12 protein-coding genes are annotated in these 16,103 nt (G+C 35.1%); 9 read left to right on the forward strand and 3 right to left on the reverse strand.

The annotated features are described in order from the left end of the window. Positions 1–50 precede the first annotated feature (50 nt). The 5 genes from polA (at position 51) to tsf (ending at position 5,799) form a co-directional block, all read left to right on the forward strand. Positions 51–2,858 carry a DNA polymerase I gene (gene polA, locus Y10_RS15580; RefSeq protein WP_281766343.1) on the forward strand — a complete coding sequence of 936 codons (2,808 nt, stop codon included), beginning with the start codon at positions 51–53 and terminating at the stop codon, positions 2,856–2,858. Between the two features lie 258 nt (positions 2,859–3,116). Continuing rightward, complete coding sequence (gene rplM, locus Y10_RS15585) at positions 3,117–3,572, forward strand: 50S ribosomal protein L13 (RefSeq protein ID WP_281766344.1); 456 nt, start codon at positions 3,117–3,119, stop codon at positions 3,570–3,572. Then, complete coding sequence (gene rpsI, locus Y10_RS15590) at positions 3,572–3,958, forward strand: 30S ribosomal protein S9 (RefSeq protein ID WP_281766345.1); 387 nt, start codon at positions 3,572–3,574, stop codon at positions 3,956–3,958. Before rplM ends, rpsI begins: the two co-directional genes overlap by 1 nt. A 159-nt stretch (positions 3,959–4,117) precedes the next feature. After that, a complete protein-coding gene (gene rpsB / locus Y10_RS15595; RefSeq protein ID WP_281766346.1) occupies positions 4,118–4,888 on the forward strand; it encodes a 30S ribosomal protein S2 in 771 nt (256 codons plus the stop codon). 86 nt (positions 4,889–4,974) lie between these two features. Further along, complete coding sequence (tsf, locus tag Y10_RS15600) at positions 4,975–5,799, forward strand: translation elongation factor Ts (RefSeq protein ID WP_281766347.1); 825 nt, start codon at positions 4,975–4,977, stop codon at positions 5,797–5,799. Between the two features lie 86 nt (positions 5,800–5,885). On the opposite strand, the gene Y10_RS15605 is transcribed toward tsf, so the two are convergent. From Y10_RS15605 to Y10_RS15615, 3 genes are read right to left on the reverse strand one after another with little or no spacing between them, the layout of a single operon-like run. Continuing rightward, complete coding sequence (locus tag Y10_RS15605; RefSeq protein WP_281766348.1) at positions 5,886–6,575, reverse strand: hypothetical protein; 690 nt, start codon at positions 6,573–6,575, stop codon at positions 5,886–5,888. Between the two features lie 25 nt (positions 6,576–6,600). Beyond that, on the reverse strand, positions 6,601–7,389 hold the full coding sequence (locus tag Y10_RS15610; protein ID WP_281766349.1) for a hypothetical protein: 789 nt from the start codon (positions 7,387–7,389) through the stop codon (positions 6,601–6,603). Between the two features lie 35 nt (positions 7,390–7,424). Further along, positions 7,425–8,993 carry an arylsulfatase gene (locus tag Y10_RS15615; RefSeq protein WP_281766350.1) on the reverse strand — a complete coding sequence of 523 codons (1,569 nt, stop codon included), beginning with the start codon at positions 8,991–8,993 and terminating at the stop codon, positions 7,425–7,427. Between the two features lie 485 nt (positions 8,994–9,478). On the opposite strand from Y10_RS15615, the gene pyrH reads away from it, so the two are divergent. The 4 genes from pyrH to Y10_RS15635 all read left to right on the forward strand — a co-directional run bounded on the left by pyrH (position 9,479) and on the right by Y10_RS15635 (position 15,900). Further along, positions 9,479–10,186 carry a UMP kinase gene (gene pyrH, locus Y10_RS15620; protein WP_281766351.1) on the forward strand — a complete coding sequence of 236 codons (708 nt, stop codon included), beginning with the start codon at positions 9,479–9,481 and terminating at the stop codon, positions 10,184–10,186. 21 nt (positions 10,187–10,207) lie between these two features. Beyond that, on the forward strand, positions 10,208–10,762 hold the full coding sequence (gene frr / locus Y10_RS15625; protein WP_281766352.1) for a ribosome recycling factor: 555 nt from the start codon (positions 10,208–10,210) through the stop codon (positions 10,760–10,762). A 111-nt stretch (positions 10,763–10,873) separates the two neighbouring features. Then, on the forward strand, positions 10,874–13,393 hold the full coding sequence (locus Y10_RS15630) for a DUF5686 family protein (protein WP_281766353.1): 2,520 nt from the start codon (positions 10,874–10,876) through the stop codon (positions 13,391–13,393). Positions 13,394–13,473: 80 nt separating this feature from the next. Further along, positions 13,474–15,900 carry an efflux RND transporter permease subunit gene (locus tag Y10_RS15635; RefSeq protein ID WP_281766354.1) on the forward strand — a complete coding sequence of 809 codons (2,427 nt, stop codon included), beginning with the start codon at positions 13,474–13,476 and terminating at the stop codon, positions 15,898–15,900. Positions 15,901–16,103 lie beyond the last annotated feature (203 nt).

Raw genomic sequence — 16,103 nt, forward strand, 5'->3', positions numbered from 1 at the left:
ATTCTTTGTAGCTTTGAAAACCCATTATCAAATTTTAAAACAAAGAAACAATGGCAAAGAAAAGGCTTTTCTTACTAGACGCTTACGCACTAATTTTTAGAGGGTACTACGCCTTCATTAAAAATCCTAGAATCAATTCCAAAGGAATGGACACCAGTGCCGTTTTAGGGTTTATGAATTCTTTATTAGAAGTCATAAAAAAAGAAAAACCAGACCATCTTGCCGTTTGTTTTGATAAGGGAGGTAGCGTAGGCAGAACAGAAATGTTTGCAGACTACAAAGCTAACAGAGATGAAACTCCGGAAGCTATTCGCATTGCCGTGCCAATTATACAAGACATTATTAAGGCTATGAACATACCTTGCATTGAAAAAGAAGGATATGAAGCCGATGATATTATAGGTACGCTAGCTAAGCAAGCCGAAAAACAAGGGTATATGACCTATATGGTAACCCCTGATAAAGATTATGCCCAACTAGTTTCTGAAAACATATTTATGTACCGCCCTGCTCGTATGGGTAATGGTATTGAAATTTGGGGCATCCCAGAAGTACAAGCTAAATTTGGTGTAGAAAGACCAGAGCAGGTAATTGACTTCTTAGGTATGATGGGAGATGCTGTAGATAACATCCCAGGATTACCTGGAGTAGGTGAAAAAACAGCTATTAAATTTTTACAACAATTTGGTAGTATGGAAGACCTTCTAGCAAACACAGATCAGCTAAAAGGTAAAATGAAAGAGAAAGTAGAAGCCAACGCCGAAATGGGACTACTCTCTAAAGAGCTAGCACGTATTATGCTAGATGTTCCTGTTGAATTCCATGAAGAAAATTTTGAAATGTGTGACCCTGATTTTGAAAAAGTAGGCGAACTATTTCAAGAATTAGAATTTAGACGTATGGCAGAAAATTTAATGAAAACCTTCGGTAAAGAAGAATCATTACAAACTGCCGTAGGTACTGAACCTGTTACCAACGGACAAACGAATCTATTTGCTGTAGCCGATACAGACAACACAACAGAAAAAACTGTTATCAATGGCTACATTACTATAGAAACACACCCACACCTTTATCAATCGGTTTCAACACCACTAGCCCGAAAACTACTTTTAGAGAAACTACTTCTTCAAAAGGAGGTTTGTTTTGATACAGAAACCACCAGCCTAAAATCTTTAGAGGCTGCATTGGTAGGTATTGCTTTCTCTTGGGAAGCAGGCAAAGGATATTACGTAACCATTCCAGAAGATAAAGAAGAAGCACAAGCCATTGTAGAGGAATTCCGCGTATTTTTTGAAAACGAAGAAATTACCAAAATTGGTCAGAATTTAAAATACGACATTAAAGTACTTTCCAACTACCATATTGAGGTAAAAGGAAACATTTTTGATACCATGATAGCGCACTATCTTATTAACCCAGATATGCGCCACAATATGGATGTATTAGCTGAAACCTACCTTAACTACCAACCAGTTTCTATTGAAAGCTTAATTGGTAAAAAAGGAAAGAATCAAAAATCGATGCGTAGTGTACCAGTTACAGACCAGACAGAATATGCCGTTGAAGACGCCGACATTACATTAAAATTAAAACAAATTTTTGCTCCTGAATTAGAAAAAAGAGCCGCTAACAAACTATTTGAAGAAGTAGAAGCTCCTTTAGTTAAGGTATTAGCCGATATGGAAATTGAAGGTATTAGTGTAAATAAAGAATTCTTAGGCTCCCTATCTGAAGCTTTAAAAACAGATATTGCTGGGCTAGAAAAAAATATTTTTGAACAAGCAGGTGAAGAATTTAACCTTTCGTCACCAAAACAATTAGGCCCTATCCTTTTTGACAAACTAAAATTGGTAGACAAACCTAAGAAAACTAAAACAGGACAATACTCTACAGCAGAAGATGTACTATCCTATTTGGCAAAAGACCATAAAATAGTAGAAGATATTCTTAACTGGCGTTCTTTAAACAAATTACTGAACACCTATGTAGATGCGTTACCTAACGAGATTAATAGTAAAACTGGAAGAATACATACCGTATACAGCCAAGCAGTTGCAGCTACCGGGCGTTTAAGTAGTAACAACCCTAACCTACAAAATATTCCGATTCGAACAGAGCGAGGTAGACAGGTACGTAAAGCATTTGTACCACGTAGTGAAGACTATACCATACTAGCTGCCGATTACTCACAAATTGAATTACGCATTATAGCAGCACTTAGTGAGGAAGAAAATATGATAAACGCATTTAAAAACGGAGAAGATATTCATGCTGCTACAGCTGCCAAAGTTTTTAATGTAGCACTAGATGAAGTAACACGTGAACAACGTAGCAATGCTAAAACTGTAAACTTTGGTATTATATATGGAGTTTCTGCCTTTGGGTTAAGTAACCAAACCTCTTTAAACAGAAGCGAAGCCAAAGAACTAATAGATACGTACTACGAAACCTATCCTAAATTGAAAAACTACATAAGTTCACAAGTACATTTTGCACAAGACAATGGGTATGTAGAAACCATTTTAGGCAGACGTAGATATTTAGCAGATATTAACTCTAGAAACCATACCGTACGTGGTGCCGCAGAGCGTAACGCTGTAAATGCACCAATACAAGGAAGTGCAGCTGACATTATTAAGCTTGCTATGATTAACATTCACACCCGCCTAAAAGAAGAAAACTACAAAACCAAAATGCTACTTCAGGTACATGATGAATTGGTTTTTGATGCATACAAACCAGAACTTGATAAAGTAAAAGCCATGATTAAACACGAAATGGAAAATGCATACACCTTAAGCGTTCCGTTAGATGTTGAAATTGGAATAGGAAATGACTGGCTAGAAGCACATTAAAATTATAAAAACTAAAACAGTTTAACACTATACTCCCCAACAATTAAATTACAAATATTCAGTATTATAACAATATCAAACCGCCTTTATAAGGCGGTTTTTCTCTTTCACAGAAAAGTTGTTAAACCTAAAACATTCAACGCCAATTACTTTCAAATCAAATATTTCTCATTTAAGATTTGCAATTAATACAAATAGTTGTACTTTTGCACTCCCTTAATTGGGAATGGAATGTTTAATTATATAAAATAATTTAGTGTGGATTCATTAAGCTACAAAACAATTTCAGTTACTAAAGCTGGTGCAGATAAGCAATGGGTTTTAGTTGATGCTGAAGGACAAACGTTAGGGCGTCTTGCTTCAAAAGTAGCAAAACTTTTAAGAGGTAAGTACAAGCCTAGTTACACCCCGCACGTTGATTGTGGAGATAATGTTGTAATTATCAATGCTGAAAAAATCAATTTAACTGGTAAAAAGTGGAACGACAAAGTATACGTTCGTCACACAGGTTACCCGGGTGGACAAAGAACATTAAACGCAACGGAACTTTTTGAAAAAGATCCTACTCGTTTAGTAGAAAAATCAGTAAAAGGAATGCTACCTAAAAACAAATTAGGTGCTGCATTATTCCGTAATTTAAAAGTGTATGTAGGTACAGAGCACGGACAAGAGGCTCAAAAACCAACTGCAATTAACTTAAACGATCTTAAGTAATGGAAGTAATTCACAAAATTGGTAGAAGAAAAACTGCTGTTGCGCGTGTATATGTTACTCCCGGAAACGGAAACATTACCGTAAACAAAAAAGAATTTAACACCTACTTTGCTACTCCAACTTTACAGTACAAAGTAAAACAACCATTTGCTTTAACTAATACAGAAGATGCGTACGATGTTAAAGTAAACGTTTATGGTGGCGGTGTTACAGGACAAGCTGAAGCTGTTCGTTTAGCTATTTCAAGAGCTTTATGCGAAATTGATGCTGAACACAGATTAAGCCTTAAACCAGAAGGTTTATTAACTAGAGACCCAAGAATGGTAGAGCGTAAGAAATTCGGTCAGAAGAAAGCTCGTAAGAAATTCCAATTCTCTAAACGTTAATTTTTTATCACGTTCATTAAAACGTATTTTTTATTTATTAAAATCAGTTGTCGTTGTCTCTGTCAAAAGAGAATTAGTTTAGCATCCAAATGCTGAAGGCCAATGCTAAATTGCCACTTCAACATTGCTAACCTCAACGGAACGTAAACTATTACAAAAATGGCAAATAACATAGAAGTAAAAGACTTACTAGATGCAGGTGTTCACTTTGGTCACCTTACTAGAAAGTGGAACCCAAACATGGCTCCGTACATCTACATGGAGCGTAACGGGATTCACGTTATCAACTTATATAAAACTGCTGCTAAAATTGAAGAAGCTAACGAAGCTCTTAAAAAAATTGCAGCGTCAGGTAGAAAAATATTATTTGTTGCTACTAAAAAGCAAGCTAAGGACATTGTTGCTGATAAAGCTTCAAACGTAAACATGCCTTACATCACTGAAAGATGGCCAGGTGGTATGCTTACTAACTTTGTAACTATTAGAAAAGCTGTTAAAAAAATGGCTTCTATAGACAGAATGAAGAAAGACGGTACTTTTGATACTTTATCTAAAAAAGAGAAGTTACAAATTGACCGTTTAAGAGCTAAGTTAGAGAAAAACTTAGGATCAATTGCTGATATGACACGTTTACCAGGTGCATTGTTTATCATTGATACAATGCGTGAGCACATAGCAGTGAAAGAAGCACAAAAATTAAACATTCCAATCTTTGCAATGGTAGATACAAACTCTGACCCAAGAGAGGTAGAGTATGTAATACCATCTAACGATGACGCTTCTAAGTCTATAGAAAAAGTTCTTACATACGTTACTGAAGCTATTTCTGAAGGTTTAACTGAAAGAAAAGCGGATAAAGAAGAAAAGAAAGCTGCTAAAGAAAGTGATGCTCCTAAAGCTGAAGCTACAACAGAAGCAACTGAAAAATAATTAATAACAATTTCATAAAGTCTGTACAGGCATTAAGTAACTTGTATATCTGATTTTTGTACAGACTTTAAAAAAACTACTAGATCATGGCAAACATCACAGCCGCTGAAGTAAATAAATTAAGAAAAGCAACCGGTGCAGGTATGATGGACTGCAAAAAAGCGTTGGTTGAAGCAGAAGGTGATTTCGATAAAGCAATTGAAGTTCTTCGTAAAAAAGGACAGAAAGTTGCTGCTAAAAGAGCTGACAGAGATTCTTCTGAAGGTGCTGTTATCGCTAAAGTTAACGATGCTGAAACTGCTGGTGTAATCATTTCTTTAAACTGTGAAACTGATTTCGTTGCTAAAAACGAATCTTTCGTAAACTTAGCAAACGACTTAGCTGCTTTAGCTGTTAACACTGCTTCTAAAGAAGAGTTATTAGCTGCAGACTATAACGGTACTACAGTTGCTGATAAATTAGTTGAACAAACTGGTGTTATTGGTGAGAAAATTGAAATCGGTGCTTTTGAAAAATTAGAAGCTCCATTTGTAGGTGCTTATATCCACGCTGGTAACAAAATTGCTACTATTGTTAGCTTATCTGCTAATGTAGAAGGTGCGCAAGCTGCTGCTAAAGACGTAGCTATGCAAGCTGCTGCAATGAATCCGGTAGCTTTAAATGAAGAAGGAGTTGACCAAGAGACTATTGATAAAGAAATTGAAATTGCTAAAGATGTTTTAAGACAAGAAGGTAAGCCAGAAGCTATGTTAGAAAACATTGCTAAAGGTAAACTTAACCGTTTCTTTAAAGACAACACCTTAGTAAACCAATCTTTCATCAAAGATTCTAAAGTTAGTGTTGCTCAGTATGTAAAATCTGTAAACGCAGATTTAACTGTAACAGGATTTAAAAGAGTTGCTTTAGGATAAGCTATTCTTCCATATAATATTTAAAAGCCGGTTTAATTGTAAACCGGCTTTTTTTATATTTAGTTTTAACAGTTTACATTCCGTTTTTACAATGCCACCGCCAAATGAATGGTGTGTGCTGCACCATGATCTTCACCATCAAACTCTCTAAACTTCTCGGCCTTATAACCAAAAATTAATTTTGCCTTAGGAAGCTTCTTTATAAATAAAAATCTAAACTCTCTAGAATTGGCATAACGTTCACCAATTGCAGGGTCTTTTAAAAAATACCAAGTATAGCCGGTTTCTACAGCCCAAGTTTCTAAATTTAAGTCATGAAGCTCATACTCAAACCCCACATCAAAAGTGGTTCTTATATAGGCTTCATTATCCACTCCATCATAAAAAAAGTTTCGCCACTCCAATCTACCTACTTGAATCATGGCCAAATGATTAATTAATTCGTTGCGTAAGCTAGCACCCACCCAAGGGCGTACCTCTAAGCTATTAACAATCTCATCATCAAAAGTATATTGTAAAGACAAACCTCCTTTAAAACCCCATACACCATACTTATAATTAGTACCAAAATCACCACTTAACCTTCTCCAACCAATTTCATCAAATATATGTTTGTAAGTTAAAGCACTACTATACCCCCAATTACCGCTACCAGCAAAAGACTTCCCCACAGATAAATTTCCAAAAAGTTCATCTTCTTGAGCATTCGTAACACTAGTAACTAAGAGTAAACAAATAACAACCACATATAAGTGTTTAAACTTCATCTTATTCATAGCATATTTAGTTTTTAAACATGTATTACTTAGGAAACAAGAATATAACAACTGCTCTCCAACCCCAGTCAGCTTGTTGCCCATCAGGCGCAGCAATATTAAACCTTGGCCCAATAGCCAACGAAACCTTTTGCTTACCCAAACTTGTTAAACCACTCACTGTAGGATTTAACCATATATTAGAGGTACTAGCCTGCCAGTTTTGCGTCAACTCCATATTACAACCTAACCCAGCACCACTTGGCCAATTATAAGTTACAAAAGGCTGCAAGAACATTTGATTTACATCTGCCCTATCAGCGTCTCCGGCAACACTCCATATTTGATTTACTAATGCCCCGTAAGTAACACCATTAGCTTGCTTAAGAATAACAGCCGTAGGTCCTACACCAAACTTTTTAGTAGTTAACAACTCATCGGTACCCGTTGGCACTAAAAACACTGGACCCACACCCCAAGTAAGTCCATTTTTAGATTCTTTAGGACTCAAAAAAGTACTTACTACAGCATCACTTAATCCGCTTTGCTTGGTACCGGGCGCATAAATATCGTACTGTGTAATAACTGGTAAAACAACTCTCCCTATTAAATTCCAATCTTCACTAATCCCAATAGGAATCACTGGCTGAATATTTAATGTATTCCGGGTTCCATTGTAATCACCTATACCATAATCCGTATTATTTTGGAAAGGCACACTGATTAAAGAAGCAACAGGATTGGCCAATTTCTTAGCCAATGCCGCTGCATCATCTTGAGCGTATAGCAATGAAGATGCTAAAACACTACCTATAAACAATATAAACTTTTTCACATCTAATAATTTAGATTATTTAACACAAATAACCGTTACTGTCTACTCCCCGCCATTAAAATCTTCTCAATTGCTTTATTAATATCTAAAGAGGCAGATTCTTGGCGAGGTGGAAACTCAGCAAATGTTTGTAGATGATCGGTTAGCATACCTATTGCCGGCTGCATCACCCATGACTTCATCATAGCAAGATGAAACCCTGTAATATCATCGTAATGCTCAAAAGGGTCTTTTCTTAAATTATAAAGCTGTGGCATGGTATGAGATATCATATCATCAAAATAGCGCTCTTTGGTAGCAAAGTGCATTTTCCACGGACCTACCCTTATTGCCGTTAAATTAGTTTCATAGTAATAGAAGAAATAGTTACGAGCAGATTCATCTGTCTTACCTGTCCAATAATCCAAATTATTAAATCCATCTATATGAACCTTATAATTCATATCTCCAAACTTTTTCCCTTGCTTCAATTCTTCTATAATATTAGTATCGCCTACCGCAGCCATAACTGTTGGCAACACATCTTCATGAGAAGAAATACCATTTCTAATAAGCCCTGCAGGTATTTGCTTAGGCCATCTCACTAAAAACGGAGAACGCACCCCACCTTCATAGGTTGTCATCTTTTCTCCGCGGAACATGGTAGTACCCGCATCTGGCCAAGTACTTTGCTCTGGTCCGTTATCGGTAGTATAAATTACCAACGTATTTTCTGCAATACCCAATTCATCTAAATAATCAAGCAGCTCCCCTACCTGCATATCATGCTCCATTAACCCACTACCAAACTTATCTATATCGGTACTTATACCGCCTGCCAAGTTCTTATGTTCATCTGTTAAATGTGTATATACGTGCATACGACTAGAGGCAAACCACAAAAAGAATGGCTTATCAGCTTTTTTTGCGCGTTTCATAAAATCTTTAGATTTATCCACTAAAACCTGATCAAAGGTTTTCATCATTTCTGAGGTTAACTGCCCCACATCTTTCACCTTTTGTTTCCCTATTTTACCAAAACGAGGATCTACCGTAGTATCATCTACATCCGATGCGTATGATTCTATAATACCACGAGGTCCATACTTATCCTCAAACTTTTTGGTTTTAGGATAATCAGGCTGTTCTGGTTCTTCGGATACATTTAAGTGATAAAGGTTTCCATAAAACTCATCAAACCCATGCACGGTAGGCAAATGCTCATTACGGTCTCCCAAGTGGTTTTTACCAAATTGCGCTGTCATATACCCCATAGGCTTTAATAACTCTGCCAATGTAGGGTCTTCTTTCTGCAAACCAATTGGGTTACCAGGCTGCCCAACTGTAGTTAACCCTGTACGCACTGGTTTCTGTCCTGTAATAAAAGCAGCCCTACCCGCCGTACAACTAGGTTGCGAATAATGATCTGTAAACAATGCTCCTTCTTTTGCAATTCTATCAATATTAGGTGTAGGGTACTGCATACCCATAGAGTAAGCACTTAACGAGTTAGGTGCCACATCATCTACCATAATAACAAGAATGTTTGTTTTTTTCTGAGCAAAAGTGTTTGTGCTAAAGGCAACACATGCCAATAACAACAGCCAAAAGAAATTCTTCTTCATATCAATTAATTTATTTAGGTTTTAAGCACAAAAAATTGCTAATCCCAAAAGATTAGTTGGTTTGGTTTTCACCAAAGGGAAAAGGGGATGAGGGAATAATTTGTTACACCTATGTAGATTTTTTAAAAAAACCTACACATTGTCCGTCAGAATAGAACTATATAATTAATCTAAGAATACTTAAATATAGTTAAATTTCTTTACACAATTAAACAAACAGTCTTTTTTTTAACGTTAAAAAAATATACTTAACACTAATTTTCAGTCACATAAAAGAAAATAAGAAGCGTGTTATGCGCTAACAGAAATTATATTTCATCATATTCTCAACATCACATCTCTTTACAATAAAAACTATGAAACATTACTTTTTACAGAAGCCACACTATAACCGTAAAAATTTAAGAAAACATAAGTATTTTAACATTAATAATTTTCCTTACCTTTGGCATAGTTTTTAAAACTCTTACAACACAATCAAAAAAATGCAATACAAAAGAATTCTTCTCAAGTTAAGTGGCGAAGCGCTTATGGGCGAAAGACAATATGGTATTGACCCAAAAAGACTTTCGGAATACGCACAAGAAGTTAAGCAAATTGTTGATAAAGGTATCCAAGTAGCTATTGTTATTGGTGGTGGAAACATCTTTAGAGGTGTAGCCGGAGCAAGCAACGGTATGGATAGAGTACAAGGAGACCACATGGGTATGCTTGCAACCGTTATAAACGGACTAGCATTACAAAGTGCTTTAGAAGATGCTGGTGCGCAAACACGTTTACAATCGGCTATTCAGATTAACGAAGTAGCAGAACCTTTTATTAGAAGAAGAGCACTTAGACATTTAGAAAAAGGGCGTGTTGTTATTTTTGGTGGCGGAACAGGAAACCCTTATTTTACTACTGACTCTGCTGCAGTTTTAAGAGCCATTGAAATAGAAGCTGATGTTATTTTAAAAGGTACGCGTGTAGATGGTATTTACACTGCAGACCCCGAGAAAGATAAAAATGCTACTAAATTTGATTTCATTACATTTGACGATGTACTGAAAAAAGGTTTAAAAGTTATGGACACCACAGCCTTTACCCTTAGTCAGGAAAATGAATTACCAATTATTGTTTTTGACATGAACAAACAAGGTAATTTACTAAAGGTTATGGAAGGAGAAAATATAGGAACGATAGTGAATTTATAAAATTCTTAAATCTGGAATTAAATGAACGAAGAAATTGACTTTATATTAGATAGCGCCAAAGAATCAATGGAGGCTGCTCTTACCCACTTAGAAAAAGAATTTTCAAACATTAGAGCTGGTAAAGCAAGCCCTGCTATGTTGGGTAGCGTATTTGTAGATTACTACGGATCTATGACCCCACTTGCGCAAGTTGCTAACGTAAATACTCCTGATGCTAGAACCATTAGTGTTCAACCTTGGGAAAAAGCTATGTTACAGCCTATTGAAAAAGCTATTATGTTAGCCAATTTAGGGTTTAACCCAATGAACAACGGAGATCTAATTATTATTAGCGTACCACCGTTAACTGAAGAAAGAAGAAAAGAATTAGTGAAGCAAGCTAAGAGCGAAACTGACGATGCTAAAGTTAGTATTAGAAGTGCTAGACAAGACGCTAACAAAGAAGTGAAAAAATTAGATGCTTCTGAAGATTTAAAAAAGAATGCTGAAGTAGATATTCAAGAACTTACAGATGCATTTATTAAGAAGTCTGATGAACTACTTGTAATTAAAGAGAAAGAAATTTTAACAGTATAAGCTGTTTAATTCTTAAGATTATACTAAATAAAAGCGACTTTAACCATAAAAGTCGCTTTTATGCGTTATTATCGCTAAATTCCCTAGTTCTCTTTAAAGAAGTATCACCTTATGTACAGGCTTTTAATCCTAATTATTTTTTGTTGTACATCGGCAACAGCCCAATATCAAATTTCTGGTATCGTAACCGATGAAAACACCAACACCCCACTACCCTTTGCCAATGTTACTACCAACAATGGCACAGGTACTATTACCAATAGAGATGGTGAATTTACCATATCTGAGAACACCCCTATAAAAGAACTCTCTATCTCATACATTGGTTATCAAACTAGCACTATAGCTATAGCCAATCAGAAGAAGTTTTATAAAATAACTCTTAAAGAAAACGTAGAAAATTTAGCTGCGGTAACAATTTCTGCAACAGATAGTGTAGCACTAAACATTATCAAAGAAGCAATTGCTAACAGAAAGCAAAACAATCCCGAGAAAGCACTTAATAGTTTTAGGTTTTTATCTTATAGTAAACTTTTAGTTACCGCAAACCCCGACTCTATTTCTAATACTATAGACACTGTATACCAAATTAAGAATGGAGAAAAGAAATTAGTATATGTAGACTCTACCGATTACAACTTAAAAAAACGTTTAGAAAAATCACATTTATACATTACTGAAAAAGTATCCGAGTATAAATTCAATAAAACCAAAGGTAAAAGAGAAAACATATTAGCCAACCGTATGGCAGGTTTTGAAGAACCTATTTATCAAGTACTAGCCATTCAAATGCAATCGTTCTCTTTTTATGACGATACCTATACTATATTTGGTACCTCATATACAAACCCAATTACTCACAGCGCCTTAAAAGAGTATACCTATAAAATATTAGATACTGTACCAGGTAGCAGACCTGCTTATCTTGTTTACTACAAACCAAAACGTACCGAAGATATTGCCGGATTACAAGGAGTAATGTATATTGACACCTCCTCTTTTGCCATACAAAAATCAGTAGCGCAACTAAAAGGCTCTATAGATGTTGAAGCAAAACAAACCTTCACCTATCTACCCGAACAAAATATTTGGTTTCCGAAAAGCAAGACACTTGCTATAAAAAATGGAGAAACAGATCAAGCAGTTAGTCTATTTGGTGGTCGTATTAAACTGGAAGAAGATGAACATGAATTCCCCAGAGACAGCACCGTTATAAGAACTGACGAAAAAGATGACCAAGCTGCAGTTCAAATGATTTTGAAAGAGCAGAATTTTAATATAGCTATTAATAAGCCAGTAACTATTAAAGGACACGGATTAGAAATTGCATTTGACGACAACGCTTTTAACCGTGATGAAAATTATTGGAATACGTACCGTATAGATAGTATTACGCCCAGAGGACTAGAAACCTACAGATACATTGACAGTGTAGGAAAAGCGGAAGACTACAAAGACAAAATAAACTTTGTACTTAAGCTAACCAATGGATACCTACCTACTAAATACATAGATCTTGATTTAAGATACCTACTTAAATACAACGCCCATGAGGGCTTTAGATTAGGTATGGGAGCCACTACCAACAAAAACTTTTCGAATGTTTTTAAAATTCACGGATACACTGTTTATGGTACCAGAGATAAAAAAATGAAGTTTGGTATTGGAAGTGACGTTAGGTTACACAAATTTACCAATACCTGGTTAGGCTTAATGTATATTGACGACTTAGAAGAAATAGGAAATCATAATTTTATAACAGACGGCAGAGCTTTCTATGTTTTTCAGCCAAGATTATTTAATATAGAAACCTTTCACAGAACCAAAGTAACACAGATAAGCCTATCACATAACATCACCTCAAAAATGCGTTTAAAAGTTATGTTGGCTCAAAACCAAATTGACCCAACGTATGCTTATACTTTTTTTAATGATGGGCAAAGCTTTCAGAACTTTACCACTACAGAGCTAACATCGGCAATTAGTTGGCAACCGTATAGCAAATTTATGCTAACCCCTGACGGGTTTAGTCAAATTGAAAGAGGATACCCATCATTTACACTACAAGTACAACAAGGACTTTCTGATTTTCTAAATGGAGATTTTAACTATACTAAATTCAACTTTAGAACACATTACCAAATTCAACCGCTAGAATCAGGCAAAAGTAGTATCACCCTAAATGCGGGTATTGCTTTAGGAGATTTACCTATCACAGAGGTGTTTCATGTATCACCTAACAGCCCTAACAAAGCAAGTATTATGCGACGTTTTTCGGTAGCGGGGATAGATAATTTTGAAACCATGTATTTTAACGAGTTCTTCTCTGACCGATATGCTACCGTAATGGGCAGACACGACTTTTTACCATTTAAAATTACCAATAAAATAAAACCACAATTAGCACTATTTAGCAAAGCGGGTTGGGGTAATATGAGTAACAGAGAAAAACACGACTTCATTGAGTTTAAAACATTAGACAAAGGATATTTTGAAAGCGGCTTAGAACTTAACAATATACTATCTGGTTTTGGGCTTAGTGGGGCTTACAGATACGGCTATTACCACCTACCGCATTTTGATGATAACATCTCATTTAAATTTACATATAACTTTAGCCTTAATTTTTAGTTAAACTTGGTAGTAATTTAAAGCCTCAATTCTTTTAAAACCTTATTATTTAGCTAAATTTGCCACTCTAAAATAAAATCATGGCAAAGAGAAAGTCCTCCGGATTTTGGAATTTTTTAGCTGGAAAACTTCTTAGAAACAGATTTCTAGTTATTTTAATGATTCTTGGTGCAACTGTATTCTTAGGTACCAAATGGAAAAACATGCGCTTCACCTATACAGAAGCTAACTTATTACCAGATCATGACACCGTTAACATACAGTACAATAAGTTTTTAGATATTTTTGGCGAAGAGGGTAACCTTATTGTTTTAGCAGTAAAAGACAGTGCCTTATTTACACCTGAAAACTTTAACAACTGGAACACGCTTAACAGAAGGTTACAAGCCTTACCAGAAACTACACTGGTAATGTCTACTGAAAACCTGCAAACCATTAAAAAAAATGTACAAGAGCAGCGTTTTGATTTAGAACCCCTCACAAAAGGTAAAATAAAAAACCAACAACAACTAGATAGTATTACTGACAAGCTATTTAACAATTTACCTTTTTACGATAAATTACTTTTTAACAAAGAAGACCGTACCCTTAGAAGTGTAGTGTACATGGATAAGGAGATTGTAAACACCTCTGTTAGAAAAGACTTTATTTTTAATGACTTTATCCCCCTTATAGAAGACTTTGAAAACCAAACTGGTTTAGATGTTAAAACATCGGGTATGCCATACATTAGAACCTTAAACTCTCAAAACATTATTGATGAGATTAGCATGTTTATTTTGGCAGCACTTGGAGTTACTTCTTTAATCTTCTTTTTCTTCTTTAGGTCGTTTAGGGCTACTTTCATTTCAATGATTGTAGTAATATTTGGAGTTATGTGGGCCTTTGGTATTTTAGGGCTATTAAACTATGAAATTACTGTACTTACAGCTATTATTCCTCCGCTTATTATTGTTATTGGTATACCTAACTGTATTTTCTTAATTAATAAATATCAACAAGAGTACCAAAAGCACAGCAACCAAGCAAAAGCTTTACAGCGTGTTATTAGTAAAGTTGGTAACGCTACTTTAATGACCAACGCAACAACTGCAGCAGGTTTTGCTACCTTTATAATTACTGAAAGTAAGCTATTAAAAGAATTTGGTATTGTAGCCTCTATAAACATACTTGTGATATTTATGTTATCACTAACCATAATACCTATTATATATAGTTTTATGGCTACCCCTAAAACAAAACACTTAAAGCACTTAAACAGACGTTGGGTAGAAGGTTTTGTAAATTACTTAGAACACTTAGTTAAATACAGAAAAATATCGGTATACATTGCATCTATTGTTTTGCTCGTGGCTAGTATTATTGGTATTTATAAAATTAGAGTTTCGGGTAGTATTATAGAAGATATGCCAAAGAGTGCTCAGTTTTTCAAAGACATTAAGTTTTTTGAAGAAGAGTTTGACGGAATTATGCCTCTTGAAATTATGATTGACACCAAAAGAAAAAATGGTGTTATGAAGCTTCCTACTCTTAGAAGAATGGAAGAACTACAACAGCTAATTGAAGAAACACCACACCTTTCGCACCCGCTATCGGTAGTTAACTTAGCTAAGTACATAAAGCAGGCGTATTACAATGGCAACCCTAAATACTATGAACTACCAACCAGCCAAGAAAACACCTTTATTCTTTCGTATCTTAAAAACGGCGGAGTACAAGGCAACGTGCTTAACAATTTTGTAGGCAACGAAGGGCAAGTAGCTCGTATTACAACCTTCATGAAAGATATTGGTACAGACGAAATGGAAAAAATAGAAGAAGATCTTAAAACTAAGATTGAAAAGCTATTTCCAACAGATAGGTATACCGTTACAGTAACCGGTAAAGCCTATATGTTTACAAAAGGAACCAATTACTTAATAAACAATTTAGTTGTATCGTTAGCATTAGCCATCTTCCTTATTTCATTATTGATGGCATATATGTTCCGCTCCTTCAAAATGATTGTTGTATCGTTAATACCAAACATACTACCTTTATTAATTACCGGAGGTATGATGGGGTATTTAGGCATACCATTAAAACCATCTACCATTTTGGTATTTAGTATTGCCTTTGGTATATCGGTAGATGATACCATTCACTTCTTGGCTAAATACAGACAAGAGCTAAAACTGAACAACTGGAAAATTAAGAAATCTGTTTTTGCAGCCTTAAGAGAAAGTGGTGTGAGTATGTTCTACACCTCCATAGTACTTTTCTTTGGTTTTTCTGTATTTATGATATCTAGTTTTGGTGGTACAAAAGCCCTAGGTGGGTTAGTATCTTTCACCTTACTTTTTGCAATGTTATCTAACTTGGTTTTATTACCAACCTTGTTATTATCGTTAGAAAGAAGTGTAGCCAATAAAGAAGAATTTATTGAACCGAATATAGACATTCTAACACATGATGATGAGGAAGAAGAATTAGAAGCCTCTGAGGATGAAACAGATGAAAAAAAATAAAGCCTGTTAATAAATTAACAGGCCTTACACCCCCAAACCTACTTTTACTTAACGGTTGTTAAGTACGAGTATGAGTTGCAAATATAATAAAGTTATCTTATAAAAAACAATATGGCACAACTAGTTAGCTTACAATTTTAGTATTTATAGTTATTTTTTTAAGTTAACTATGAATTAACTAGTTACAGCTTTCATCAATATGG

Source organism: Neptunitalea lumnitzerae, from assembly GCF_027924185.1.
GTDB classification, from domain to species: domain Bacteria; phylum Bacteroidota; class Bacteroidia; order Flavobacteriales; family Flavobacteriaceae; genus Neptunitalea; species Neptunitalea lumnitzerae.

Excerpts from the sequence above, each read along its gene's own strand:
- polA (WP_281766343.1), top strand. The coding sequence starts at position 51 with ATGGCAAAGAAAAGGCTTTTCTTACTAGACGCTTACGCACTAATTTTT.
- rpsI (WP_281766345.1), top strand. The coding sequence starts at position 3,572 with ATGGAAGTAATTCACAAAATTGGTAGAAGAAAAACTGCTGTTGCGCGT.
- rpsB (WP_281766346.1), top strand. The coding sequence starts at position 4,118 with ATGGCAAATAACATAGAAGTAAAAGACTTACTAGATGCAGGTGTTCAC.
- tsf (WP_281766347.1), top strand. The coding sequence starts at position 4,975 with ATGGCAAACATCACAGCCGCTGAAGTAAATAAATTAAGAAAAGCAACC.
- Y10_RS15605 (WP_281766348.1), bottom strand. The coding sequence starts at position 6,575 with ATGAATAAGATGAAGTTTAAACACTTATATGTGGTTGTTATTTGTTTA.
- Y10_RS15615 (WP_281766350.1), bottom strand. The coding sequence starts at position 8,993 with ATGAAGAAGAATTTCTTTTGGCTGTTGTTATTGGCATGTGTTGCCTTT.
- pyrH (WP_281766351.1), top strand. The coding sequence starts at position 9,479 with ATGCAATACAAAAGAATTCTTCTCAAGTTAAGTGGCGAAGCGCTTATG.
- frr (WP_281766352.1), top strand. The coding sequence starts at position 10,208 with ATGAACGAAGAAATTGACTTTATATTAGATAGCGCCAAAGAATCAATG.
- Y10_RS15630 (WP_281766353.1), top strand. The coding sequence starts at position 10,874 with ATGTACAGGCTTTTAATCCTAATTATTTTTTGTTGTACATCGGCAACA.
- Y10_RS15635 (WP_281766354.1), top strand. The coding sequence starts at position 13,474 with ATGGCAAAGAGAAAGTCCTCCGGATTTTGGAATTTTTTAGCTGGAAAA.